A 17,626-nucleotide genomic window follows, 5' to 3' on the forward strand; every position below is an offset into this window, starting at 1 on the left:
CAGATATAATCACATACTATTAGAAACAGATAACGGATACCATTGCTGTTTGCCGCATCTGTCAGGGTACAGTTGTTTTTAAGGAGGGCGGAACGAGATTGAATCTAAAATATCTTAAACTCGCAGAAGATATTAAGGGTGAACTTAAAAAAAGAAATTTACCTGCCGGCAGTAAACTTCCTTCTATCAGAAGACTGTCTGAGGAATATAACTGCAGTAAAAATACGGTCATAAAAGCATTCAATGAACTAGAAAAAGAACACTTGATATACGCAATCCCCCAAAGCGGCTATTACCTAGTAAACGAACCAAAACTGCCAGACAATCAACCTGGTACAATAGATTTCTTATCCGCTGGCCCAGATAAACAGCTTTTGCCCTACAAGGAATTTCAGCATTGCATCAATCAGGCAATAGAAACATACAAGGAAGAGATTTTTACATATTCAGATCAACAAGGCCTGCTTGCGCTGCGTAAAGAACTTGTAAACAACTTTCAATATAATCAGGTTTTTACATTTGTTGAACGTGTAGTTATCGTTTCAGGTTCACAGCAAGCCATACATTTGCTGACTGCCCTGCCATTTCCTAATGGCAAAAAAAATATTCTGATTGAACAGCCAACGTATTTCGGTATGATTGAAACGCTCAAAGTAAATCAGGCTAAAGCCTTTGGCATTGAACTATCCATGACTGAAATTGATTTAGAACAAATTGAATATCACTTTAAAAACAACGATATAAAGTTTTTTTATGTTATCCCGAGATTTCATAATCCCCTCGGACACTCTTATACGAATGATGAGAAGAAAAAAATTGTGGAGCTTGCAAATAAATACGATGTTTATATTGTTGAGGATGATTTCCTGGGTGAATTGGAACGAAATAAAAAAGCGGACCCGTTTTTCGCTTTCGATCCTTCTGGAAGAGTCATTTATATTCAAAGTTTTTCTAAAATTTTTCTGCCAGGCCTGAGGATTGGAAGCGTTATACTGCCCGGCAATTTAGTTGGAAATTTTTTGCGCTATAAATTTAGTGCTGACTTTAACAGCCCTGTCCTTTCCCAAGGCGCCCTCGACATTTATTTAAAAAGCGGAATGTACCGCAGTCATTTAAAGAAAATAAAAGAAGTATATTTTCATAGGATGAACCTGTTGAAACAATCTTGCGGACAATTTCTTCCCAAGGGAATCCATTATACTAAGCCAGATTCAGGATTTTATCTTTCTATCTATTTACCGAACAACATTTCATCAAAAAAACTCGCCCTATTACTTTCTGAGCAGAAGGTTCTTTTAGATGATACACACAGAATGTTTCTCCCAGAATTTAATAAAGACAATCTCATTCGTTTATGTATTTCCCAGGTGCATGATCAGGAAATAATACGAGGCGTGAAAAAGATAAATGAAGCTATTACAGCATTTGACAATAAAAAACCTCATGCCATTTACCCTCACAACTAAAAAGGAGTCCATGCTTGATTTTTGGGTTTTGAGGGCTTCCTTCAGTATGGTTACATGATTAAACCCACTCTACAATTGCGGAGTGGGTCTTAGTCTGCTGTTATAGGTACTAGTCCACCCGAAATCCGGATTGTACCGCGCAGCAAATGACACTTCTTTGTATTTTTTTCAAGCAGCAGCTAATCACACTAAAGTTTTAGAGATAGTAAAAGGCAATCCTTTTTAATGAGAGGTTGCTTAAAACGATTACTTTTCAATTGGCTTCTGTCTGGTCCACTATTACCTTACCATTCTCGTCTAACAAAGGTGTGAGAGTGCAGCCTTGCGCACTCCATGTGTATAAATAGTTAACACCTGTTTGACGGTCAACCCATATAGATATTAGGCTCCCCTGCTGAGAAGTTTGGATCAGCTTTTCATCAAAACGTTTATCATCTTTTTTAATGAACATTATTTTTCACTCCTTATAAATACTTTTAAATACCTAATCTCCTTTCTCCTTTAGTGATTAGATCAATACTGTATGCCACATTATTCTATACAGTGAATTTTTTTCCTGCATGTAACAATCCACTATTTTTCTTCTGCATGTTACTTCGAGTTTTCTGCGTGATCGAAAGCAACAGTTACATCTCCAGCTCCTGCAGCTTGAGCAAAACGCGATGCGTCCTCAATAAATCCCATTCTTGTGTACTGATAAGTACTCGAGAAACTTTCATAGAACAGCACTAGACAGTTATCACCATACAGCATAATATCTCCTGCCCGAATCTCTCCCGGCCTTTCGGAGTCTTCAGGAAGGGCATTTGAAAAATTGTAGAATTATTCATTGCGATTATGATCGTTCATATTAATACGCCGAAACTAAAGCTTTTATAGATTGGTGTTCTGAGGGAGATTCTACGCTGCAACAGAGGTATGAAATGTTTATCGAACGCAATGCGAGTGTAGAGGCTCAAATCGAGGAATTGAAAAAAAAAGACTATGGAAATCATTCATCATAAATGCTGGTATTACAAGACTGCGATGGACGCAGGAACAGAGAAAATTCATAAAGAAAACGACTAAGCACGACTTGAAAACTGCCTTTATTTTATCTTTAATAGGATGGAACAAAGGCAGTCTTTGTCTCTTTGAATCGCCAACCGTTTTTTCTAAAACTATGCATAATTCACTCTCTTCCCCTTCACACCGGCAGATAAAATGTTGTCCACCTTAAAGATCCTCACCTGCTGCTTTGAAAAACAGTACGCCTTTACATAGCTGCCGCGCATTTCCCTCACAGCAATTGTTCTCTGGGTCAGAGCTCCTTTTTCAGAAAGATAAATAATTTCAATCGGAAGCTTCTGATTTATCGACCTCTCAAATAATCCGTTCATGTTGTCAGCTCCTTTTCTCTCCCTATATTATATGCAAACACATGTTCGTTTACAACTTTTTGGGTGAGAATTTGGAGTGTGAATTTTGGAACTAAAAAGATACGATGAATCGCTTTCTTTTTTTAAAGATAGCCCACTCTTTATATCCGATTTCTTTTAACCGCTTTTGAACTTCATCAAATTCATCACCAACGCGGTCTGCTGAATGGGCATCTGATCCGAATGTTACTTTGACACCATGAAACAGCGCTCTTTCCAGAATTTCATCGGCCGGGTACCATCCGCCGCAATATTTATTTTTCCCAGAAGTATTTACTTCAATTGCGATTTCAAACTGCGATAAAATAGATAATGTTTGATCAATGGCGTTCGTCTGAATGAGAGAAAATTCCGGATAATATCCTTTCATAGCATCAATGTGGCCCAGAATTTGAAAAACACCGCTTCGGGCAGACTGTTGAATTAATTCATAATAGTTATTTTTCGTTTGTATCTTCTCCTTAATTGAAAGTCCCTCCCAGCGGTTTTTTTCAAAGATATTTCGTCCATCAACATGGTGAACAGAACCAATAATATAGTCAAATGGGTATTTCTCATATTGCCGTTTATATAACTCAATGTGTTCGGGAAAAAAATCAGATTCTACACCTAAAAGTACTTCGATTTGTCCTTTAAATTCATTTTTCAATTCAAGAATCTCTTCTACATAGGCTGGAAAATGACTATTTGCCATCGAGATATGCGGAAAAAGGTGATCTTCTTCACTGTAGAAATACGGTGAATGGTCTGAGATTCCTATCATATTGAATCCCTTTGTTATAGCTGACTGAATGTAGTCCCTGATTGATCCCTCTGCATGACCGCACCTTTTATGATGCGTATGGTAGTCAAATTTCAATTAATACACCTCCTTTTATTAGTTTACCAATTTTTCACTCAGCCAAAAAGCCACCCCTTTTAAGGATGGCTGATCATTAATAGATAGAAGAATAAACGATGTTGGCTATTTCTTTTGAAAGCGGACCTGTACTCGGGTAATTTCCATTTAAAAGTTGGCCGTTATTTTGTTTATTGGTCAGGATAATGATTTGAAGATCGTACTGCGGATCAATGATCATCTGTGTTCCTGTAAAACCAGTGTGACCGAAGGCTTTCTCTGAATAATGGTCCCCCATATACCAGCTTTTTGCTTTCTCAAAGCCGTAACCTTGACCAAACATCTGATCGGTAGTGAACGTTTCAACTGTTTCCTTATCGTAAATTTTTGTTTTTCCATATGCTCCGCCATTCAACATGACTTGTCCAAGTACCGCTAAATCCTTTGCAGTAGAAAACAACCCGGCGTGTCCGGCAACACCGCCGTTCGCATAAAAACTGTTCCCGTCATTCACTTCTCCGATAAGTGTGTAGTTTCTCCAGTAAGGAAATATGTCTGGATCTTCTGCTACAAAGTACCCGAAATTCGGGTCATCAATCATCTTATACTCGTATGGATTTCCCCAAGACGTAGCCGCAATTCTATTTCTTAAGTTTCCATCTGGTGTAAACATCGTATCTTTCATTTTAAGAGGCTTGTAGATTTGTTTTTCTAAATAATAATCTAACGATTGATTTGTTATCTTTTCAATAATAAAACCAAGTGTTAAAAAGCTAAAATCACTATATTTCCTTTGTGTTCCAGTTTCATATTCAAGTTCTAGTCCGTTTATATATTCGAGCACATCATTTGAGTTTCTTGCATAGAGGTAAGTAGGGTACCATGGGGTTAATCCTGAAGTATGTGTTAATAAATCTGCTATGGTAACATGTCCTTTGCCCTTTTGAGCAAACTGTGGAATATATTTCTTAACAGGGTCTGACAGGTCAAGCTTTCCCTCAAAATTAAGTTTCATAATTCCCTGAGTGGTTCCCATTACTTTCGTAACGGAGGCTAAATCAAAAATCGTATTTTTCTTCATTTTATGAGGATGTTCCAAAAGATTTCCCATATCATATTTTTGAGAATACCCGTATGCCTTTTCTTTTACTATCCTTCCGTTTCTGGCAACGAGAACAACAGCCCCCGGCGTAATGCCGTCTTCAATTGCCCGATATACCGCACGATCAATCTCGCCGAGAACCTTTGGATCCATTTTTTGTTTTAAAGGAGTTCCATACATAAGTTTTTCAGACCTATATTCATTTGCAGAAACATCTGTTTGCGCTACTGCGAAAAATAGAAGACATATAAGCAAATAGACTACATACTTCTTCATTTTCATTCCCCCTCGTTAAATTGTGATGAGTATCTCCTTTAAAAAACTTTTTCCGTATTCAGGAGATGGAAGATTCATATATTCTGCCATTGTAGCTGCAATATCAGCCATTGTTTCTCTTTCTCCTATTGAGACAGGCTTTACGTTATTCCCTATTACAAAGATCGGAGTTTGTTCTCTTGTATGATTAGAATGACCGATCGTCGGATCGTTCCCATGATCTGCTGTAACAATTAATAGGTCATCATTCTCAAGCAATGAACAGAATTCCTCAAGAAATGCATCTGATTCCTCAAGTACTGAGCGATACCAGTCACTGTCCTGTTTATGTCCAGCAAGATCCGTTTCCTGAACATTAACAAGAAAAATGGCGTTATCTTCAGCATTACGGTAGCTTTCCAGGAAAGATTTTAAAACACTGGCAGTTTCCACAGCAGGGTTACTGAACCCCTTTGCTTGTATGACATCTGCGGTTTTACCGATACGGTAAACGGGATAGCCTTCCATTTCCGCTATGTGTGCAAATTGCCTGCTGTAATCTACACCATAACCAAGATGCATTACCTGATAGCCTTCTCCGTAAACTTCAGCATTCGGGCTGTCTATTCCAAACTGGCCTGTGGGAAGTTTTCGTGCTGCTGCTAATATCTTCTTAACAGACGTTTTTTCATTCCCAAAAACAATAACCCTGCTTGTATCAACACATTTTCTTACTGCTCTTGCAACCTCACATGCTTTCTCAAACTGAATTTGATTTAAATCACAAATCAAGTTAATAATATTTCCCGGTGCTGACTCCAGATTATCTCCAATTACAATACTGCCGTTTACTAATAAAATTGGAGAATTGGAAAAGGGATGTTCTACAAGATATCCCTTTTCTGTAAGTGAGAATTTTATATCCCTGGCTACCTCTTTCATGAACCTTTTCTGAGGGACAGCAGGCTTACTCCCCATCAGTTCCTGATGTCCCATAAACGTGTCGGCACCAGCGTGGGCAAGATTGCTTTTTCCGTATGCAGCTATCGGTCTGCCCTCTCCATGCGTCAGCCGGTTCAGACCCATTTTATAAAGAAAGGGAATATTTAAGTCAGTGGATTCTTTCAAATGAAGATAAGTGTTTGCATAAATGTCCTCAGGTTTTACATTGGCACAATCTTTCATAGCCCCGACTCCAAAACCATCAAGAATAAATAACGATACTCTTCCCATTTCTCATACTCCCCTTCTCTGAAAGTGGACTAGTTCAGGAGTTTTAGAATCTGTATTTTTAATAAATGCGACATGGGATCTAGTAACAAATATCTGTGTGCGGAAAGCATATAATACGGGATCTCCCACTTTCATATTGGAGTTCCTGGTTAAGCTGCCGTAATAATCAATGTTCTCAGGTGAAGCATACTCTGCAATTGCTTCTCTATTAAGTCTTTCTCCAAATAAGGCTTTAGACATGTTGGATCGGGCATAAAAGCCGCCGGCAATAGTGTAGGCATGCTCCTCATCCATATGAGAGATTTCTGACAAGTACGCAATACTTGGAATTTCCAGAAGATCCTCATTATAAGCATGAAGCGGAGTAGTTCCTGTCAGCGCATGACCAGGCTCTCCATGTGTAATACCAACTTTTTTTAACATAGGTATTGTTTCACAACTTGTTGAGCTGGGAGCATTCAAATGAAGCACTTTAATACCCTGATTTAAAAGGGTATCTCTTGCTTTAAGTATCGTTTGCAAATTACTGGTGAATTCGAAACCATCCTTTTCACTATTCAGCTGCATAACGGGAAAGCAGGTCAGTCCAATCAGGTTTATCCCCTGAAGCTTTTTTAGTTCTCTAACACTATAATCTAATTGCTCTAGTGAAAATCCTCCGTACTGACCAGGGAATATAAGATCATCTTTGCTGATCACTCTTAAAATGACGTCTTGTTTCAAACCAAACTTAATGGCCGACTTAGAAAGCTGAACGGCCTTTTCCAGAGAAAACAGCGTGATTACTTCAGGTTTTAATTTTGTAAGAACCGTATCCCATTGATATTGTCCAGGCTGTACAAGATGTCCCAGGTTCCCGATGTTGCAGCCGGCTTCAAAAAGATTAAACGCTTCATCAATATCAACAGCAACCGCTTGCTTTATTCCATTTGCCTGAATGATCCTCCCGATAAATCCGCTTCGTCCAATCTGCTTGGTCATGTAATATAGCTGCAGCCTATTACTTTCAGCCGTTTTAGCTAAAGAGCGAACATTCTTCTCCACCGAATCTAAATCAATTACATAGGTATTGGGAGGAATAACGCCACTTTTATGCAAAATGGCAGCTGCGTTTATTAATGCAGGGTTTCGTTTGCGTAGCACGTCTATAAACAAAGCTGTTCAACCCCTCACAGCCTCTTTAACTGCCAGACCCAGTATTCTTAATACCGTTTCGGCTGAGGCTTTCATTGGATTAATTCTTAAGCCGCACTCTTTCAGATGCGGTTCACTTTCAAGGAAACTTCCTGAAACACGATAAATCATCGGCATAATCTCATACTTTGATTCCGCACCGACCGGATAAGTTGCTGCTCCAAATAAGGAAGCTTTTTCAATAACTAAAGGAGCTATTGGATCGGTGAGAACGGCAATGACATTCTTGGATTGGGAATTGGTTATATAAGCTTCTTTAATAAAAGGGTACGAACCGTTATTGAGCAAACTGCAAAGTTTCTCGACCTGTTGATTTTGAATAGCGAGCATAACAGGAGCCATTGTCATTGCCCTTAGAAGTTCATGTGCTTCCGGTCCCTGTACCTGTCCTCCGCCCGAATAATTAGTTTTATGGATTTTTTCGATAATTCCTTTAGAACCGAGAATCACGCCAATCCCTTCTGGACCCAGCAATTTAAATCCTGAAAATGTAGAAATGTCTGCTCCATATTCCACCCCAATTCCTTTCATTTTCATCGCACAATAATTGTCATCCACTACAATCAGAATATCCGGCCTCGTTCTTTTAACTAAGGCAATAATTTCCCTCAAATCATAGATATCTTCTAGCTGCTGCCTTGCGTGCTGGATATAAAAAACTTTGATGTTATGGTGAGCTCTTAGCGTTTGTTCAACATCTTCCATCTTGTTGTAATCTACAATTTCTTGCCTTAATCCCATTAATCTAAAGGTTTCTTTTGTTGTCATATACATTGGAGCCTTGTGAACAATAACAGAGTCACCCGGCCCTGCAACCATACTGAGCGCAATTCTGATTGCCCCTGATCCGCTTCCCCTGACAAGCGAACAATCTTCCGTGTCAAAAACGCCAGCAAGAACTTTTTCAACAGCCGCAGTTGTTTTAGGGCGGCTGAAATCAGGATTTAATCCTACATCTCCTGTCTCAAAAAATGCATTATTGGTAAACACTTTTGTCATTTGATTGACCAATTTGAATTGAAGAGCGATCGCCTCATCCATTGTTCGGTTAACAAGTACTGAGTCTGCATATTTAAGCGCCACTTATATCAACCTTTCTATCCGATGCTGAATGCCTTTTGAGGATTTTCTACAAGTAATTTTTTTATAACTGCACTGCTGACGCCACGCTTTTTTAATTCAGGTACAAAAGTTCGAAGGACAACATCATATCCCTGTCCTCCATACCTTTTAAGATGGGATTTTCTTGTCAGATCACCTGATAGCAACAATTGATCTTCAAAGCCTTCTTCAAGAAAGTACATAAGTGATTCAATGCGGTCAGCGTCAGTCCTATAATTTTCTTTTCCAATTGTGTCTAAAGCCGCAAATGCTCCGCTTTTTAATACTTCCAATACACTATCGTCGCTCACATTTAAATCCTGATGCCCGATAACAACCTTATTCAGCGGGAGACCTTCATTCTGAAAGAGGGTAATTTGTTCAAGGGCACAGGTTCCCAAAGTTGTATGGGTAGATAAGGGAAGTTTCGTTTGTTTCGCTGCCTGAATTGCTCCATAAAACAATTCCGTTTCAATAGGTTTGAATTCATTCAAACTGCTGCCGATTTCTCCAATTACACCGGGTTTAATTCCAGTCTGTTGGATCCCTTCTGTTATCTCATCGACCATCCACTCACCAAAATCGTCCCTGTCCCAGCCAAGTTTTGAATCGGGAATAAAGGGGTCCTTATAGCATCCCGTACTTGCAATAATATGCACCCCAGTTTTCCTGCTGATTTCCACAAGCTTTTGAATATTTCTACCCATACCATCATTTGTTACTTCTACCAATGCTTTGCCTCCAAGAGAGACAAAACTGTTCAAATCTTCGATAATTACCTCTATATCCTCTAAACAGGTATCATCATCTTTCTTAATTCTGCTCAGATCAACATAAAGGTGTTCATGACACGCACAGACACCTAATTCATGAGGCTCCAGCTTACCAATGACAGTCTGAATATACATTAAGAATCCTCCTTACCCTGCTGGCGGAGCGTAAAGGCCCAATAGAACAAGGATATTTCCGATTATCCCTACTGCGATAGCCCCAATCGGACCGACTGCCATTCTGACAATAGGGCGGCCAGCTGCCTCATTTAGAAGATAAATTCCTGCAATTGCGAAAAAACCAAGTCCAGGAACTATTACATTTGCTGCATTTGCTCCACCGATTAATAGAGCAACTTCCAAAACACGTGTCATAGCGGTACGAATATTTTCTCCTGAAGCGCGAATGCCGGGATAACGGTCAAGAACCTTTGCTAATTGAGTCAGAATCATAACTTCTATGAAAATGATAAGCGCTCCTAAAACAGCAGCTATAAATGGATTAGGAGAAAAAATACCTGCGCCAAAAACAAATGTAAAACCTGCTGGTCCATAGACACCGGTAGCGATCGCTGTGCTTGCAATTAGAGGAACAAATCCGATTGCTTTTGCAAGTGACGCAATGCCACCCTCAGCTATTTTTCCCTCAGCAAGCAGATTAAGTGAAATAGGATCTCCGGCAACCAGCAGCTTGCTTGTGGCAGCAGCGATAAGCCCACCGCTAATCATCAGCACCCAAGCATATTTCTTTATTTTTGCAACACGTTCAGTGAATAAGGCTGCCAATGCGGAAAGGTTTTTTTCGTCTGATTTTTCTCTGACAGCAAATCCGATTAAGAATATCATCCCTATAATCAGTGCTATACCTTCTGGGCTTAACACGATTTGAGTACCATTTATGCTGATTAGTTTTTCTGTGTTTGCAAAAACCATTAACTGCCTAGCAATAGCTGCGACAATGAACGTGATGATACCCTTTTTGATTCCAAATTGAAGTGCTATGGCGATTGCTGGAAACACCATAAAAGATACGACTACCGGTTCTCCAATTTTATTGAACCCATCTGCAAAGTTAAGCGGCAGCATAGCAAAAGCATCAACAACTACCTGAAGACCATAGTAGATGCCTGCACCATACAAAGCCCCGGCAATTCCAGCCAGAACAGAATGGATTTTTCCTCTATTAAAGGCAAGGCCTATTATATCTGTACCAAGGAGAATGCTGTGAATCAAAATAATGCTTCCTGCAATGGAAATTGGGATACCAAAACCGATTACCAAACCAAAACTCATCGCAAATGCTGTAATGGAAAGCTCTTTGCGGCTCATCCTTCCTTCGAGATTCTCCGGAACAATAGGCCTTAGACCATCATTAAATACAGCAATTCCCAAGTTTGCCATTACTGCTGCAAGTGCCCCTATACACGCCATCAGAATAACTTCTGCCATCTTCCATCCCCCGTCCCAATATCAATCTTTTTATCTTTTTTTCAGAGCAGCCATTAAATACTCAATCGCTTTTTCTTTGTGATCACCTGTAAATCCAAAAGCTCTTGCTCCTTGTTCAACCGCTGACTGCACATTTTCTTTAACTGGTGTCTTTCCTGGCATTGAAATGGTCGCGCATGCAGGTTTCCCAAGCAAGGCAATTGCCATAGCCAATGCTCCTCCTCCTCCTGTATGACAGGCTCCTACGTAATAATCTGCATCTCCTGTCTTGAGCATCATCGCAGCTTCTAGATCAGCTTTTACAACTACATTTACTTCGGCACCACCATATTTTTTTACTAAACTCTCAATCTCTTTCTTTTCTACTTGTCCGCCTACCACAATTTTCATCTTTCTTCCTCCTCTTCTGCTGTCAGGACCGAAACAAAATGCATATATAAAAAATCCTTTTCTTCGTTTGGAATAGTAAATCCGCACTCTTTTTCAATCCACTTAACACGATTTTGCGCTTCCTCCAATTTTGGAGAACGATAAATTTCATCCATTATTGTTGCAGGAGGACTGTTTAACGGTTCATTTCTTTCTACTCTAGTAACAGCCATTGCCAAATGAGTAATCAGCATCTGATAAATGGAAGTGTCTAAATTTGATACATAAGCTTGGATTGTTTTATGGCAAATTCTTTGTGCATGGCTAGTAATGGCATCTCCGGTTTGCAATACTTCGAGTCTTTCATAAAGCTCTTTCATAGGCTCCACCCCAATGTACAATAATTTGTATTTTGAACATAAAAGGGATTCCTTAATATTTAGGAATAAACTCCCCTTTTACAACCATCCTTTGAATTGTTTTAACCTCATTTAAGTTTAAATGCTTAAGAATGTACTCTGCCTTTTTGTTTTCTTTCCGAATAACACAAACAGCTTCTCCAATATTCTGCTCTTCTTTTATAGAAAATTCAGATACTAACGGCATCATGTGATATAATTCGCTGTCAATCTCATCAATATTCCAAACAGTAGCATCAATTGTTCCTGCTTTAAGATGCTGGAGCAGATGCATGTAATTAAGTTCAACAAATTCAATGTCCAGCTGATCTGCCTCAGCTTTCACTAAAAGCTGTTGATCAGTAGAGTTGTAATCAATTCCTATCTTCATACCATCTTTGATTTCAAAGTTATTTTTTTCTGAAAAAAAGACGGCGTGTTTTGACACATACGTGCTCGGTCCAAATGACAGTGCAATTGATAAATCTGGATTCCGTCTAATGGCTTCAGTTGCTGAAAATTTTGATACAAGGGCAAAATCGTACCTGCCTTTACTGACTTCATCAATTCTCAGTCTCGCCCCTCTCATGAATGCAATGCTTAAACTGAGATGATTTTTTTCAAACTGAGAACTTAGTCCAGTTGCTATTCCTTCATACTTTTTAGAATAGGGAAGCGGCATCACCCCAGTCATTCGTTCAGCTCCGCAAAATTTAAAGAGAGCAGGAATGTTTTTACTGCGAAGAAATGTACCCATATGACCTTTTGCTTCTAAAGTAATACTTCCGCTTTGTTCAAGATATTTTAGGGCTGTCTGTACAGTCCCCCTTCCTACATTATATTTTTCTGATAAATCGCCTACCTTGGGAATTCTGTCATTTACATCAATAAACAGTAAATCTTCAGCAATTCTCTGTAAAATAAGCCCTTTCTTAGAAAGAAGAGATTCAAAAATTTCCATAGCACCACTCTTGTACAATTATTTGTATTTTCATTGATGCAAACTTACCACAATTTTTAACCGTTTACAAGATTGATTTTTCTGATATTTAACGAAACGAAAAAGCACATCGATCAACTAAAGATCAATGCGCTTTTGTTATTCGCTTTATTTGTACTGAATCAGCGTGTACTTCTTCTTCCCTCTGCGGATCACGGTAAACTTGTCGTCAATGCGGTCTTCGGCTCCAAGAACTTTGTCTGTTTCCTGAACGCGTTCGCCGTTAATGTAAACCGCTCCGTTTGATACGTCTTCTCTCGCCTGACGCTTTGAAGGAGAGATTTTGGCATTGACTAAAAGGTCAATCAAGCCGATTTCGTCCTCTTCTACTGTAAAGGCAGGAACGTCTTTGAAGCCCTGTTCAATTTCGTCGCCCGTCAGTTCTTTGATGTTGCCGCTGAACAGCGCCTGTGAAATCTTGATGGCCTGATCAAGAGATTTTTCTCCATGCACAAGCTTTGTCATTTCTTCAGCGAGTGCTTTTTGAGCTGCACGTTTTTCCGGAGAGCTCACAAGCTCCTGCTCAAGAGCTTCAATTTCCGCGTGTGACATGAACGTAAAGAACTTAATGTATTTCATAACGTCGCGGTCGTCTGTGTTGATCCAGAACTGGTAGAACTCGTAAGGCGTTGTCTTTTCCTTATCAAGCCAGATCGCGCCGCCTTCTGTTTTGCCGAATTTTGTGCCGTCTGATTTTGTCACAAGCGGTACAGTTAGACCGAATGCTTTTGCATTCTCTTCTGATTTGCGGATCAGCTCAAGACCTGCTGTAATGTTGCCCCACTGATCGCTTCCTCCAACCTGAAGTCTGCAGCCTTCTTCTCTGTATAGGTTCAGGAAGTCGTATGATTGCAGAATCATGTAGCTGAATTCTGTGTATGAGATGCCGGATTCGATTCTTGATGCAACCGTATCTTTAGCAAGCATGTAGTTGATGCCGAAGTTTTTGCCAACGTCTCTTAGGAACGTAATGAGATCCATAGAGCCGATCCAGTCGAAGTTGTTTGCAAGTACGGCAGGATTTTTGCCTGAAAGATCAAAATCAAGGAAACGTGACAGCTGGTTTTTAATTTTATCTGACCATTCTTTGACGATATCAGATGTATTCAGCGTACGTTCTGCTTTTTTGCCGGACGGGTCTCCAATCATTCCTGTTGCTCCCCCTACGAGGGCAATCGGACGGTGTCCTGCCTGCTGGAAACGGCGAAGCGTCAAGATTGGAAGCAGATGGCCGATGTGCAGGCTGTCTGCTGTCGGGTCAAATCCTGTATATAATTTAACAGACTCCTCTTCAAGCACCTTTTTCAGGCCTTCTTCGTCTGTCATTTGTTGAATTAATCCTCTAAACTGAAGATCTTTGAGCAATTCACTCATTTTGCTTCTCTCCTTTTTCATAAAATACAAAAACGCCCCTTCAATAAATGAAGGGGCGTGGAATACGCGGTACCACCCTGCTTTGGGAAGCATGCTTCCCGTCTCGAAAAGATAACGGCCTTTAACCGTCTTCTGCTAATTGGCAGATCTGCCGTTCACAAAAGAAGCTCCTGGAGGTAATTCATGACACATCTTTGTGCTGATTTGCATCGACCATCAGCTTTCTGGGACAGGGAGATGTTCACTACTTCTTCCATTCAAAGCGATAAATAATAATAAATCTTTTTTACCACAACTCAGCATGACTTGTCAAACGATCCGCCCCGATTTGACAAGATCATACAAAAGAACTGTTTTTATATGATATAATAAAGTGATTGTATAGGGGGATGATACGCTCATGGATAAACTTAAAACGTGGTACAGAAAATGGATGCCATACAAACATAGAACAATTAAAGGGTTTAACATTACATATGGAGTCATCTGGAACCTGGTGCTTGTGTTTATTGTAATCGGTTTACTGACGGCTTCTTTCGGTGCGGGCGTAGGAGCAGGCTATTTTGCTTCTCTCGTAAAAGATGAACCTCTCCGCACATACAATTCAATGAAAAAAGACATCTACAACTATGAAGAAACCTCGCAGGCTTATTTTTCGGATAATGTTTACCTCGGCAAGCTCCGGGCAGATATTGAACGGCAGGAAGTAAAGCTTGCGGATATTTCTGATCATGTAAAAAATGCCGTAATCGCGACAGAAGATGAATTTTTCTACGAGCATGACGGCGTGGTTCCTAAAGCGATTATGCGCGCTCTTTTTCAGGAAGCAACCAACTCGTCTAATCGTTCAGGAGGAAGCACGCTGACTCAGCAGCTCATCAAAAATCAGATCCTGACCGATGAAGTTTCTTTTGACCGAAAAGCAAAGGAAATTCTGCTTGCGCTCAGACTAGAACGATTTTTTGAAAAAGAAGAGATTCTTGAAGCTTACTTGAATGTAGCGGATCTTGGAAGAAATGCATCAGGAAGAAATGTCGCGGGAGTACAGGCAGCTGCCCAAGGTATTTTCGGAGTCGATGCAAAAGACCTGTCGCTCCCTCAAGCAGCATTTATAGCGGGACTTCCGCAAAGCCCGTTTGGCTACACACCTTTTACAAACCAGGGAGAAATTAAAGAAAATCTTGATGCGGGGACGTCCAGAATGAAAACCGTTCTGCGCCGCATGCACGACAAAGGCTTTATTACCCAGCAGGAATATCAGGAAGCAAGCAAATTCGACCTTAGAAAAAGCTTAACAGCCGCCAAACCTTCTTCCATTGATGAATATCCTTGGCTCACATACGAAATTGAAGAGCGCGCAAGAGATATCATTCTTGCCCAGCTTGCGGAAAAAGACGGCCGCAAACTGGATGAATTAAAGCAAAATAAAGAACTCTATGCCGAATACAAAGCTCTGGCAGACAGAAATCTAAGACAAAACGGCTACAAGATTCATACCACCGTCAATAAGGCGATGTACGATAAAATGAACGCCATTGCCAAATCCTATGAATATTACGGCAACAGCAAACCAGAATACAAGATTAATAAAGAAACAGGCAAAAAGGATCAAGTTCAGGAACCAGTTGAAGTAGGCGCTGTGTTAATCGAAAACAAAACCGGAAAAATCCTCAGCTTTGTCGGGGGAAGAGATCACGGTGTTTCAGAGACGAATCATGCGACAGATTCGTACCGTTCGAATGGTTCGACGATGAAGCCGCTCCTTGCCTATGCCCCTGCCATGGAAGTCGGAAAACTGCAGCCTGGGTCCGTTCTTGCAGATGTGCCGATGGACGTTCGGGGATGGAAGCCTAAAAACTTTGACGGCAGGTTCCATGGCTTTACAAGTGCGCGATTTGCTCTTGAGAAATCATATAACATACCTGCCATCAAATCATATATGAGGGTTATGGATCAAAATCCTACTGAGTATTTAAAGAAAATGGGCATGAGCAATATTTCTAAAAGAGATATCGGAGCCCCTGCCGTTGCGATCGGTGGATTGACCAACGGAGTGACAGTAGAGGAAAACGTAAACGCCTATGCTACCTTTGCAAACGGCGGAAAATTTGTTGATGCTTATCTGATTGAAAAAATAGAAACAAAATCAGGAGAAGTCATTTACCAGCATCAATCAAAAGCTGTCGACGTGTTCACACCGCAAACTTCCTATCTGACGATTGATATGATGAGAGATGTTGTACAGTCCGGAACAGGGGCGTCAGCCAAAAAGTATCTGTCATTCAGTGCAGACTGGGCAGGAAAGACAGGTACGAGTCAGGAGTATAAGGATATTTGGTTTGTAGCTTCTAATCCAAATGTGTCCTTTGGCACATGGCTCGGCTATGATACTCCAAAGTCTGTTGATAAAAACTATAAAGGCATGTCCTACAGCCAGCGGAACATCCTCCTCTGGTCGAAGATGATGAACGCTGCACATGAAGTAAACCCGGGAATGATTGCACCAAAAGCGACGTTTAAAATGCCGGGCGGAATTGTCCAGAGATCCTACTGCGCCCTTTCAGGCGATCTTCCGTCTGCGATGTGCCAGCAGGCAGGTCTGGTTACAACAGATCTTTTCAACGCAAAGTTTGTGCCGAGAAAAACAGATGACAGTTTAACGTCCGGAAAATATGTGTTTGTGAAAGACCGTGCGTATCAGGTACCTCCTTCTGCACCTGCTGAATTTGTCCAGCAGGGCCCGATGCTGAAGAAGGAAATCCTTGAATTGCATAATCTCAGCAGCTTCAGCGATTTAAAAGAACTGCTGCCAAACAAAACAAATTGGGGAAAAATTGTCGTCACTGACGGAAATGAAATCAGGGACAACGGAGCGGTGCCAAGGCAAGTAACAGGTGTCGGAATAAGCGGCAGCTCTCTTGCATGGAACACAAGCGGAGATTCTGATGTCATCGGCTACCGCGTATATGCAGCCGGCAATTTCTCTAAAGACTTTAAAAAAGTTGCCAGCATTCCGGCTTCCAAGAGCCTTTCCGCTTCAATCGGCGGCTCTCCGGCAGCCTACTACGTCACAGCAGTTGATGTAGCCGGAAAAGAATCACCTGCTTCCGCCATTGTGAAAAGCGGCAGCTACCAGGCAGAAAAACCGGCCGCTGCAAAACCTGCAGAGCCAAAGCCTGCTGCACCTAAACCGGCAGAACCTAAGCCGGCAGAACCTAAACCTGCTGAACCTAAGCCGCCGGCTCCGCCTGAAAAACCAAAACCGGGAGAGCCTGCGAAACCGCCGGGCGAACCCCAAACACCGCCTGAAAAACCGAATGGATGATTGTGATGAAGGATGCCCGCTGCGGGCGTCCTTTTTTAGGTTCTGGGAGTGAGGCCACAAACCAGTTTTCGTCAATTAATAAAGTGGCATGGCACTTATGACCCTTAGTACGATCCCCCTCATGATAAAGGGTCATTACTTATGCACTTATGACCCTTCGCACAATACCCTACTTGATAAAGGGTCATTTCTTGTTTACTTATAACCTTTCACACAATAATCCTCCTGATAAAGGGTCATATCTTTTGCACTTATGACCCTTCGCACAATATCCCACTTGATAAAGGGTCATTTCTTGTTTACTTATAACCTTTCACACGGTAACCCTCCTAAT

Annotated in this window: 15 protein-coding genes, 2 pseudogenes and 1 other annotated feature; of the genes and pseudogenes, 3 read left to right on the plus strand and 14 right to left on the minus strand. The window is 40.8% G+C overall.

Features of this window, described 5'->3' with window-relative positions:
• Positions 1–98 precede the first annotated feature (98 nt).
• The gene (locus ACK1LH_RS15975) at positions 99–1,466 is read left to right on the plus strand and encodes a PLP-dependent aminotransferase family protein (protein ID WP_411333574.1); all 1,368 of its coding nucleotides are present in this window, start codon (positions 99–101) and stop codon (positions 1,464–1,466) included.
• Between the two features lie 253 nt (positions 1,467–1,719).
• On the opposite strand, the gene ACK1LH_RS15980 is transcribed toward ACK1LH_RS15975, so the two are convergent.
• Entirely contained in the window at positions 1,720–1,917 is a 198-nt protein-coding gene (locus ACK1LH_RS15980; RefSeq protein WP_411333576.1) for a DUF6440 family protein, read from the minus strand.
• Positions 1,918–2,057: 140 nt separating this feature from the next.
• Positions 2,058–2,273 (minus strand): annotated as a pseudogene (locus tag ACK1LH_RS15985) (cyclophilin-like fold protein); the annotation flags it as partial.
• A gap of 53 nt (positions 2,274–2,326) precedes the next feature.
• Between ACK1LH_RS15985 and ACK1LH_RS15990 the strand changes: the two are divergent.
• Positions 2,327–2,534 (plus strand): annotated as a pseudogene (locus ACK1LH_RS15990) (MerR family transcriptional regulator); the annotation flags it as partial.
• A 92-nt stretch (positions 2,535–2,626) separates the two neighbouring features.
• Here the strand turns inward: ACK1LH_RS15990 and ACK1LH_RS15995 are convergent.
• The 12 genes from ACK1LH_RS15995 to tyrS all read right to left on the minus strand — a co-directional run bounded on the left by ACK1LH_RS15995 (position 2,627) and on the right by tyrS (position 13,967).
• Complete coding sequence (locus tag ACK1LH_RS15995) at positions 2,627–2,845, minus strand: hypothetical protein (RefSeq protein WP_411333577.1); 219 nt, start codon at positions 2,843–2,845, stop codon at positions 2,627–2,629.
• Between the two features lie 91 nt (positions 2,846–2,936).
• The gene (locus ACK1LH_RS16000; protein ID WP_411333579.1) at positions 2,937–3,743 is read right to left on the minus strand and encodes a histidinol-phosphatase; all 807 of its coding nucleotides are present in this window, start codon (positions 3,741–3,743) and stop codon (positions 2,937–2,939) included.
• A 76-nt stretch (positions 3,744–3,819) separates the two neighbouring features.
• On the minus strand, positions 3,820–5,100 hold the full coding sequence (locus tag ACK1LH_RS16005) for a serine hydrolase (protein WP_411333580.1): 1,281 nt from the start codon (positions 5,098–5,100) through the stop codon (positions 3,820–3,822).
• A 15-nt stretch (positions 5,101–5,115) separates the two neighbouring features.
• A complete protein-coding gene (locus tag ACK1LH_RS16010; protein WP_411333581.1) occupies positions 5,116–6,312 on the minus strand; it encodes a phosphopentomutase in 1,197 nt (398 codons plus the stop codon).
• Between the two features lie 3 nt (positions 6,313–6,315).
• On the minus strand, positions 6,316–7,467 hold the full coding sequence (locus ACK1LH_RS16015) for a YhfX family PLP-dependent enzyme (protein WP_411333582.1): 1,152 nt from the start codon (positions 7,465–7,467) through the stop codon (positions 6,316–6,318).
• A 6-nt stretch (positions 7,468–7,473) separates the two neighbouring features.
• Positions 7,474–8,589, minus strand: coding sequence for an aminotransferase class V-fold PLP-dependent enzyme (locus tag ACK1LH_RS16020; protein WP_411333583.1), 1,116 nt, complete (start codon positions 8,587–8,589; stop codon positions 7,474–7,476).
• 14 nt (positions 8,590–8,603) lie between these two features.
• Entirely contained in the window at positions 8,604–9,515 is a 912-nt protein-coding gene (locus tag ACK1LH_RS16025) for a phosphotriesterase (protein WP_411333584.1), read from the minus strand.
• Positions 9,516–9,527: 12 nt separating this feature from the next.
• Complete coding sequence (locus tag ACK1LH_RS16030) at positions 9,528–10,826, minus strand: YhfT family protein (RefSeq protein ID WP_320156491.1); 1,299 nt, start codon at positions 10,824–10,826, stop codon at positions 9,528–9,530.
• A 30-nt stretch (positions 10,827–10,856) separates the two neighbouring features.
• Entirely contained in the window at positions 10,857–11,216 is a 360-nt protein-coding gene (locus ACK1LH_RS16035) for a DUF2620 domain-containing protein (RefSeq protein ID WP_320156492.1), read from the minus strand.
• Positions 11,213–11,575 (minus strand): PRD domain-containing protein, encoded by a 363-nt coding sequence (locus ACK1LH_RS16040; RefSeq protein WP_320156493.1) that lies wholly within the window; start codon positions 11,573–11,575, stop codon positions 11,213–11,215. Before ACK1LH_RS16040 ends, ACK1LH_RS16035 begins: the two co-directional genes overlap by 4 nt.
• A 52-nt stretch (positions 11,576–11,627) precedes the next feature.
• Entirely contained in the window at positions 11,628–12,554 is a 927-nt protein-coding gene (gene yhfZ / locus ACK1LH_RS16045; RefSeq protein WP_411333587.1) for a GntR family transcriptional regulator YhfZ, read from the minus strand.
• Between the two features lie 147 nt (positions 12,555–12,701).
• Entirely contained in the window at positions 12,702–13,967 is a 1,266-nt protein-coding gene (gene tyrS / locus ACK1LH_RS16050; RefSeq protein WP_411333589.1) for a tyrosine--tRNA ligase, read from the minus strand.
• A 48-nt stretch (positions 13,968–14,015) separates the two neighbouring features.
• Positions 14,016–14,237, minus strand: a binding site (T-box leader).
• Positions 14,238–14,367: 130 nt separating this feature from the next.
• Here tyrS and ACK1LH_RS16055 point away from each other — a divergent pair.
• Positions 14,368–17,292 (plus strand): transglycosylase domain-containing protein, encoded by a 2,925-nt coding sequence (locus ACK1LH_RS16055; protein ID WP_411333591.1) that lies wholly within the window; start codon positions 14,368–14,370, stop codon positions 17,290–17,292.
• Positions 17,293–17,626 lie beyond the last annotated feature (334 nt).

The organism is Metabacillus indicus (genome assembly GCF_046603695.1).
Taxonomy (GTDB): Bacteria; Bacillota; Bacilli; order Bacillales; family Bacillaceae; genus Bacillus_P; species Bacillus_P indicus.

What these genes read in the sequence shown, in the direction of transcription:
- ACK1LH_RS15980 (WP_411333576.1), bottom strand. Translation starts at nt 1,917, where the DNA reads ATGTTCATTAAAAAAGATGATAAACGTTTTGATGAAAAGCTGATCCAA.
- ACK1LH_RS15995 (WP_411333577.1), bottom strand. Translation starts at nt 2,845, where the DNA reads ATGAACGGATTATTTGAGAGGTCGATAAATCAGAAGCTTCCGATTGAA.
- ACK1LH_RS16005 (WP_411333580.1), bottom strand. Translation starts at nt 5,100, where the DNA reads ATGAAGAAGTATGTAGTCTATTTGCTTATATGTCTTCTATTTTTCGCA.
- ACK1LH_RS16010 (WP_411333581.1), bottom strand. Translation starts at nt 6,312, where the DNA reads ATGGGAAGAGTATCGTTATTTATTCTTGATGGTTTTGGAGTCGGGGCT.
- ACK1LH_RS16025 (WP_411333584.1), bottom strand. Translation starts at nt 9,515, where the DNA reads ATGTATATTCAGACTGTCATTGGTAAGCTGGAGCCTCATGAATTAGGT.
- ACK1LH_RS16030 (WP_320156491.1), bottom strand. Translation starts at nt 10,826, where the DNA reads ATGGCAGAAGTTATTCTGATGGCGTGTATAGGGGCACTTGCAGCAGTA.
- ACK1LH_RS16035 (WP_320156492.1), bottom strand. Translation starts at nt 11,216, where the DNA reads ATGAAAATTGTGGTAGGCGGACAAGTAGAAAAGAAAGAGATTGAGAGT.
- ACK1LH_RS16040 (WP_320156493.1), bottom strand. Translation starts at nt 11,575, where the DNA reads ATGAAAGAGCTTTATGAAAGACTCGAAGTATTGCAAACCGGAGATGCC.
- yhfZ (WP_411333587.1), bottom strand. Translation starts at nt 12,554, where the DNA reads ATGGAAATTTTTGAATCTCTTCTTTCTAAGAAAGGGCTTATTTTACAG.
- tyrS (WP_411333589.1), bottom strand. Translation starts at nt 13,967, where the DNA reads ATGAGTGAATTGCTCAAAGATCTTCAGTTTAGAGGATTAATTCAACAA.
- ACK1LH_RS16055 (WP_411333591.1), top strand. Translation starts at nt 14,368, where the DNA reads ATGGATAAACTTAAAACGTGGTACAGAAAATGGATGCCATACAAACAT.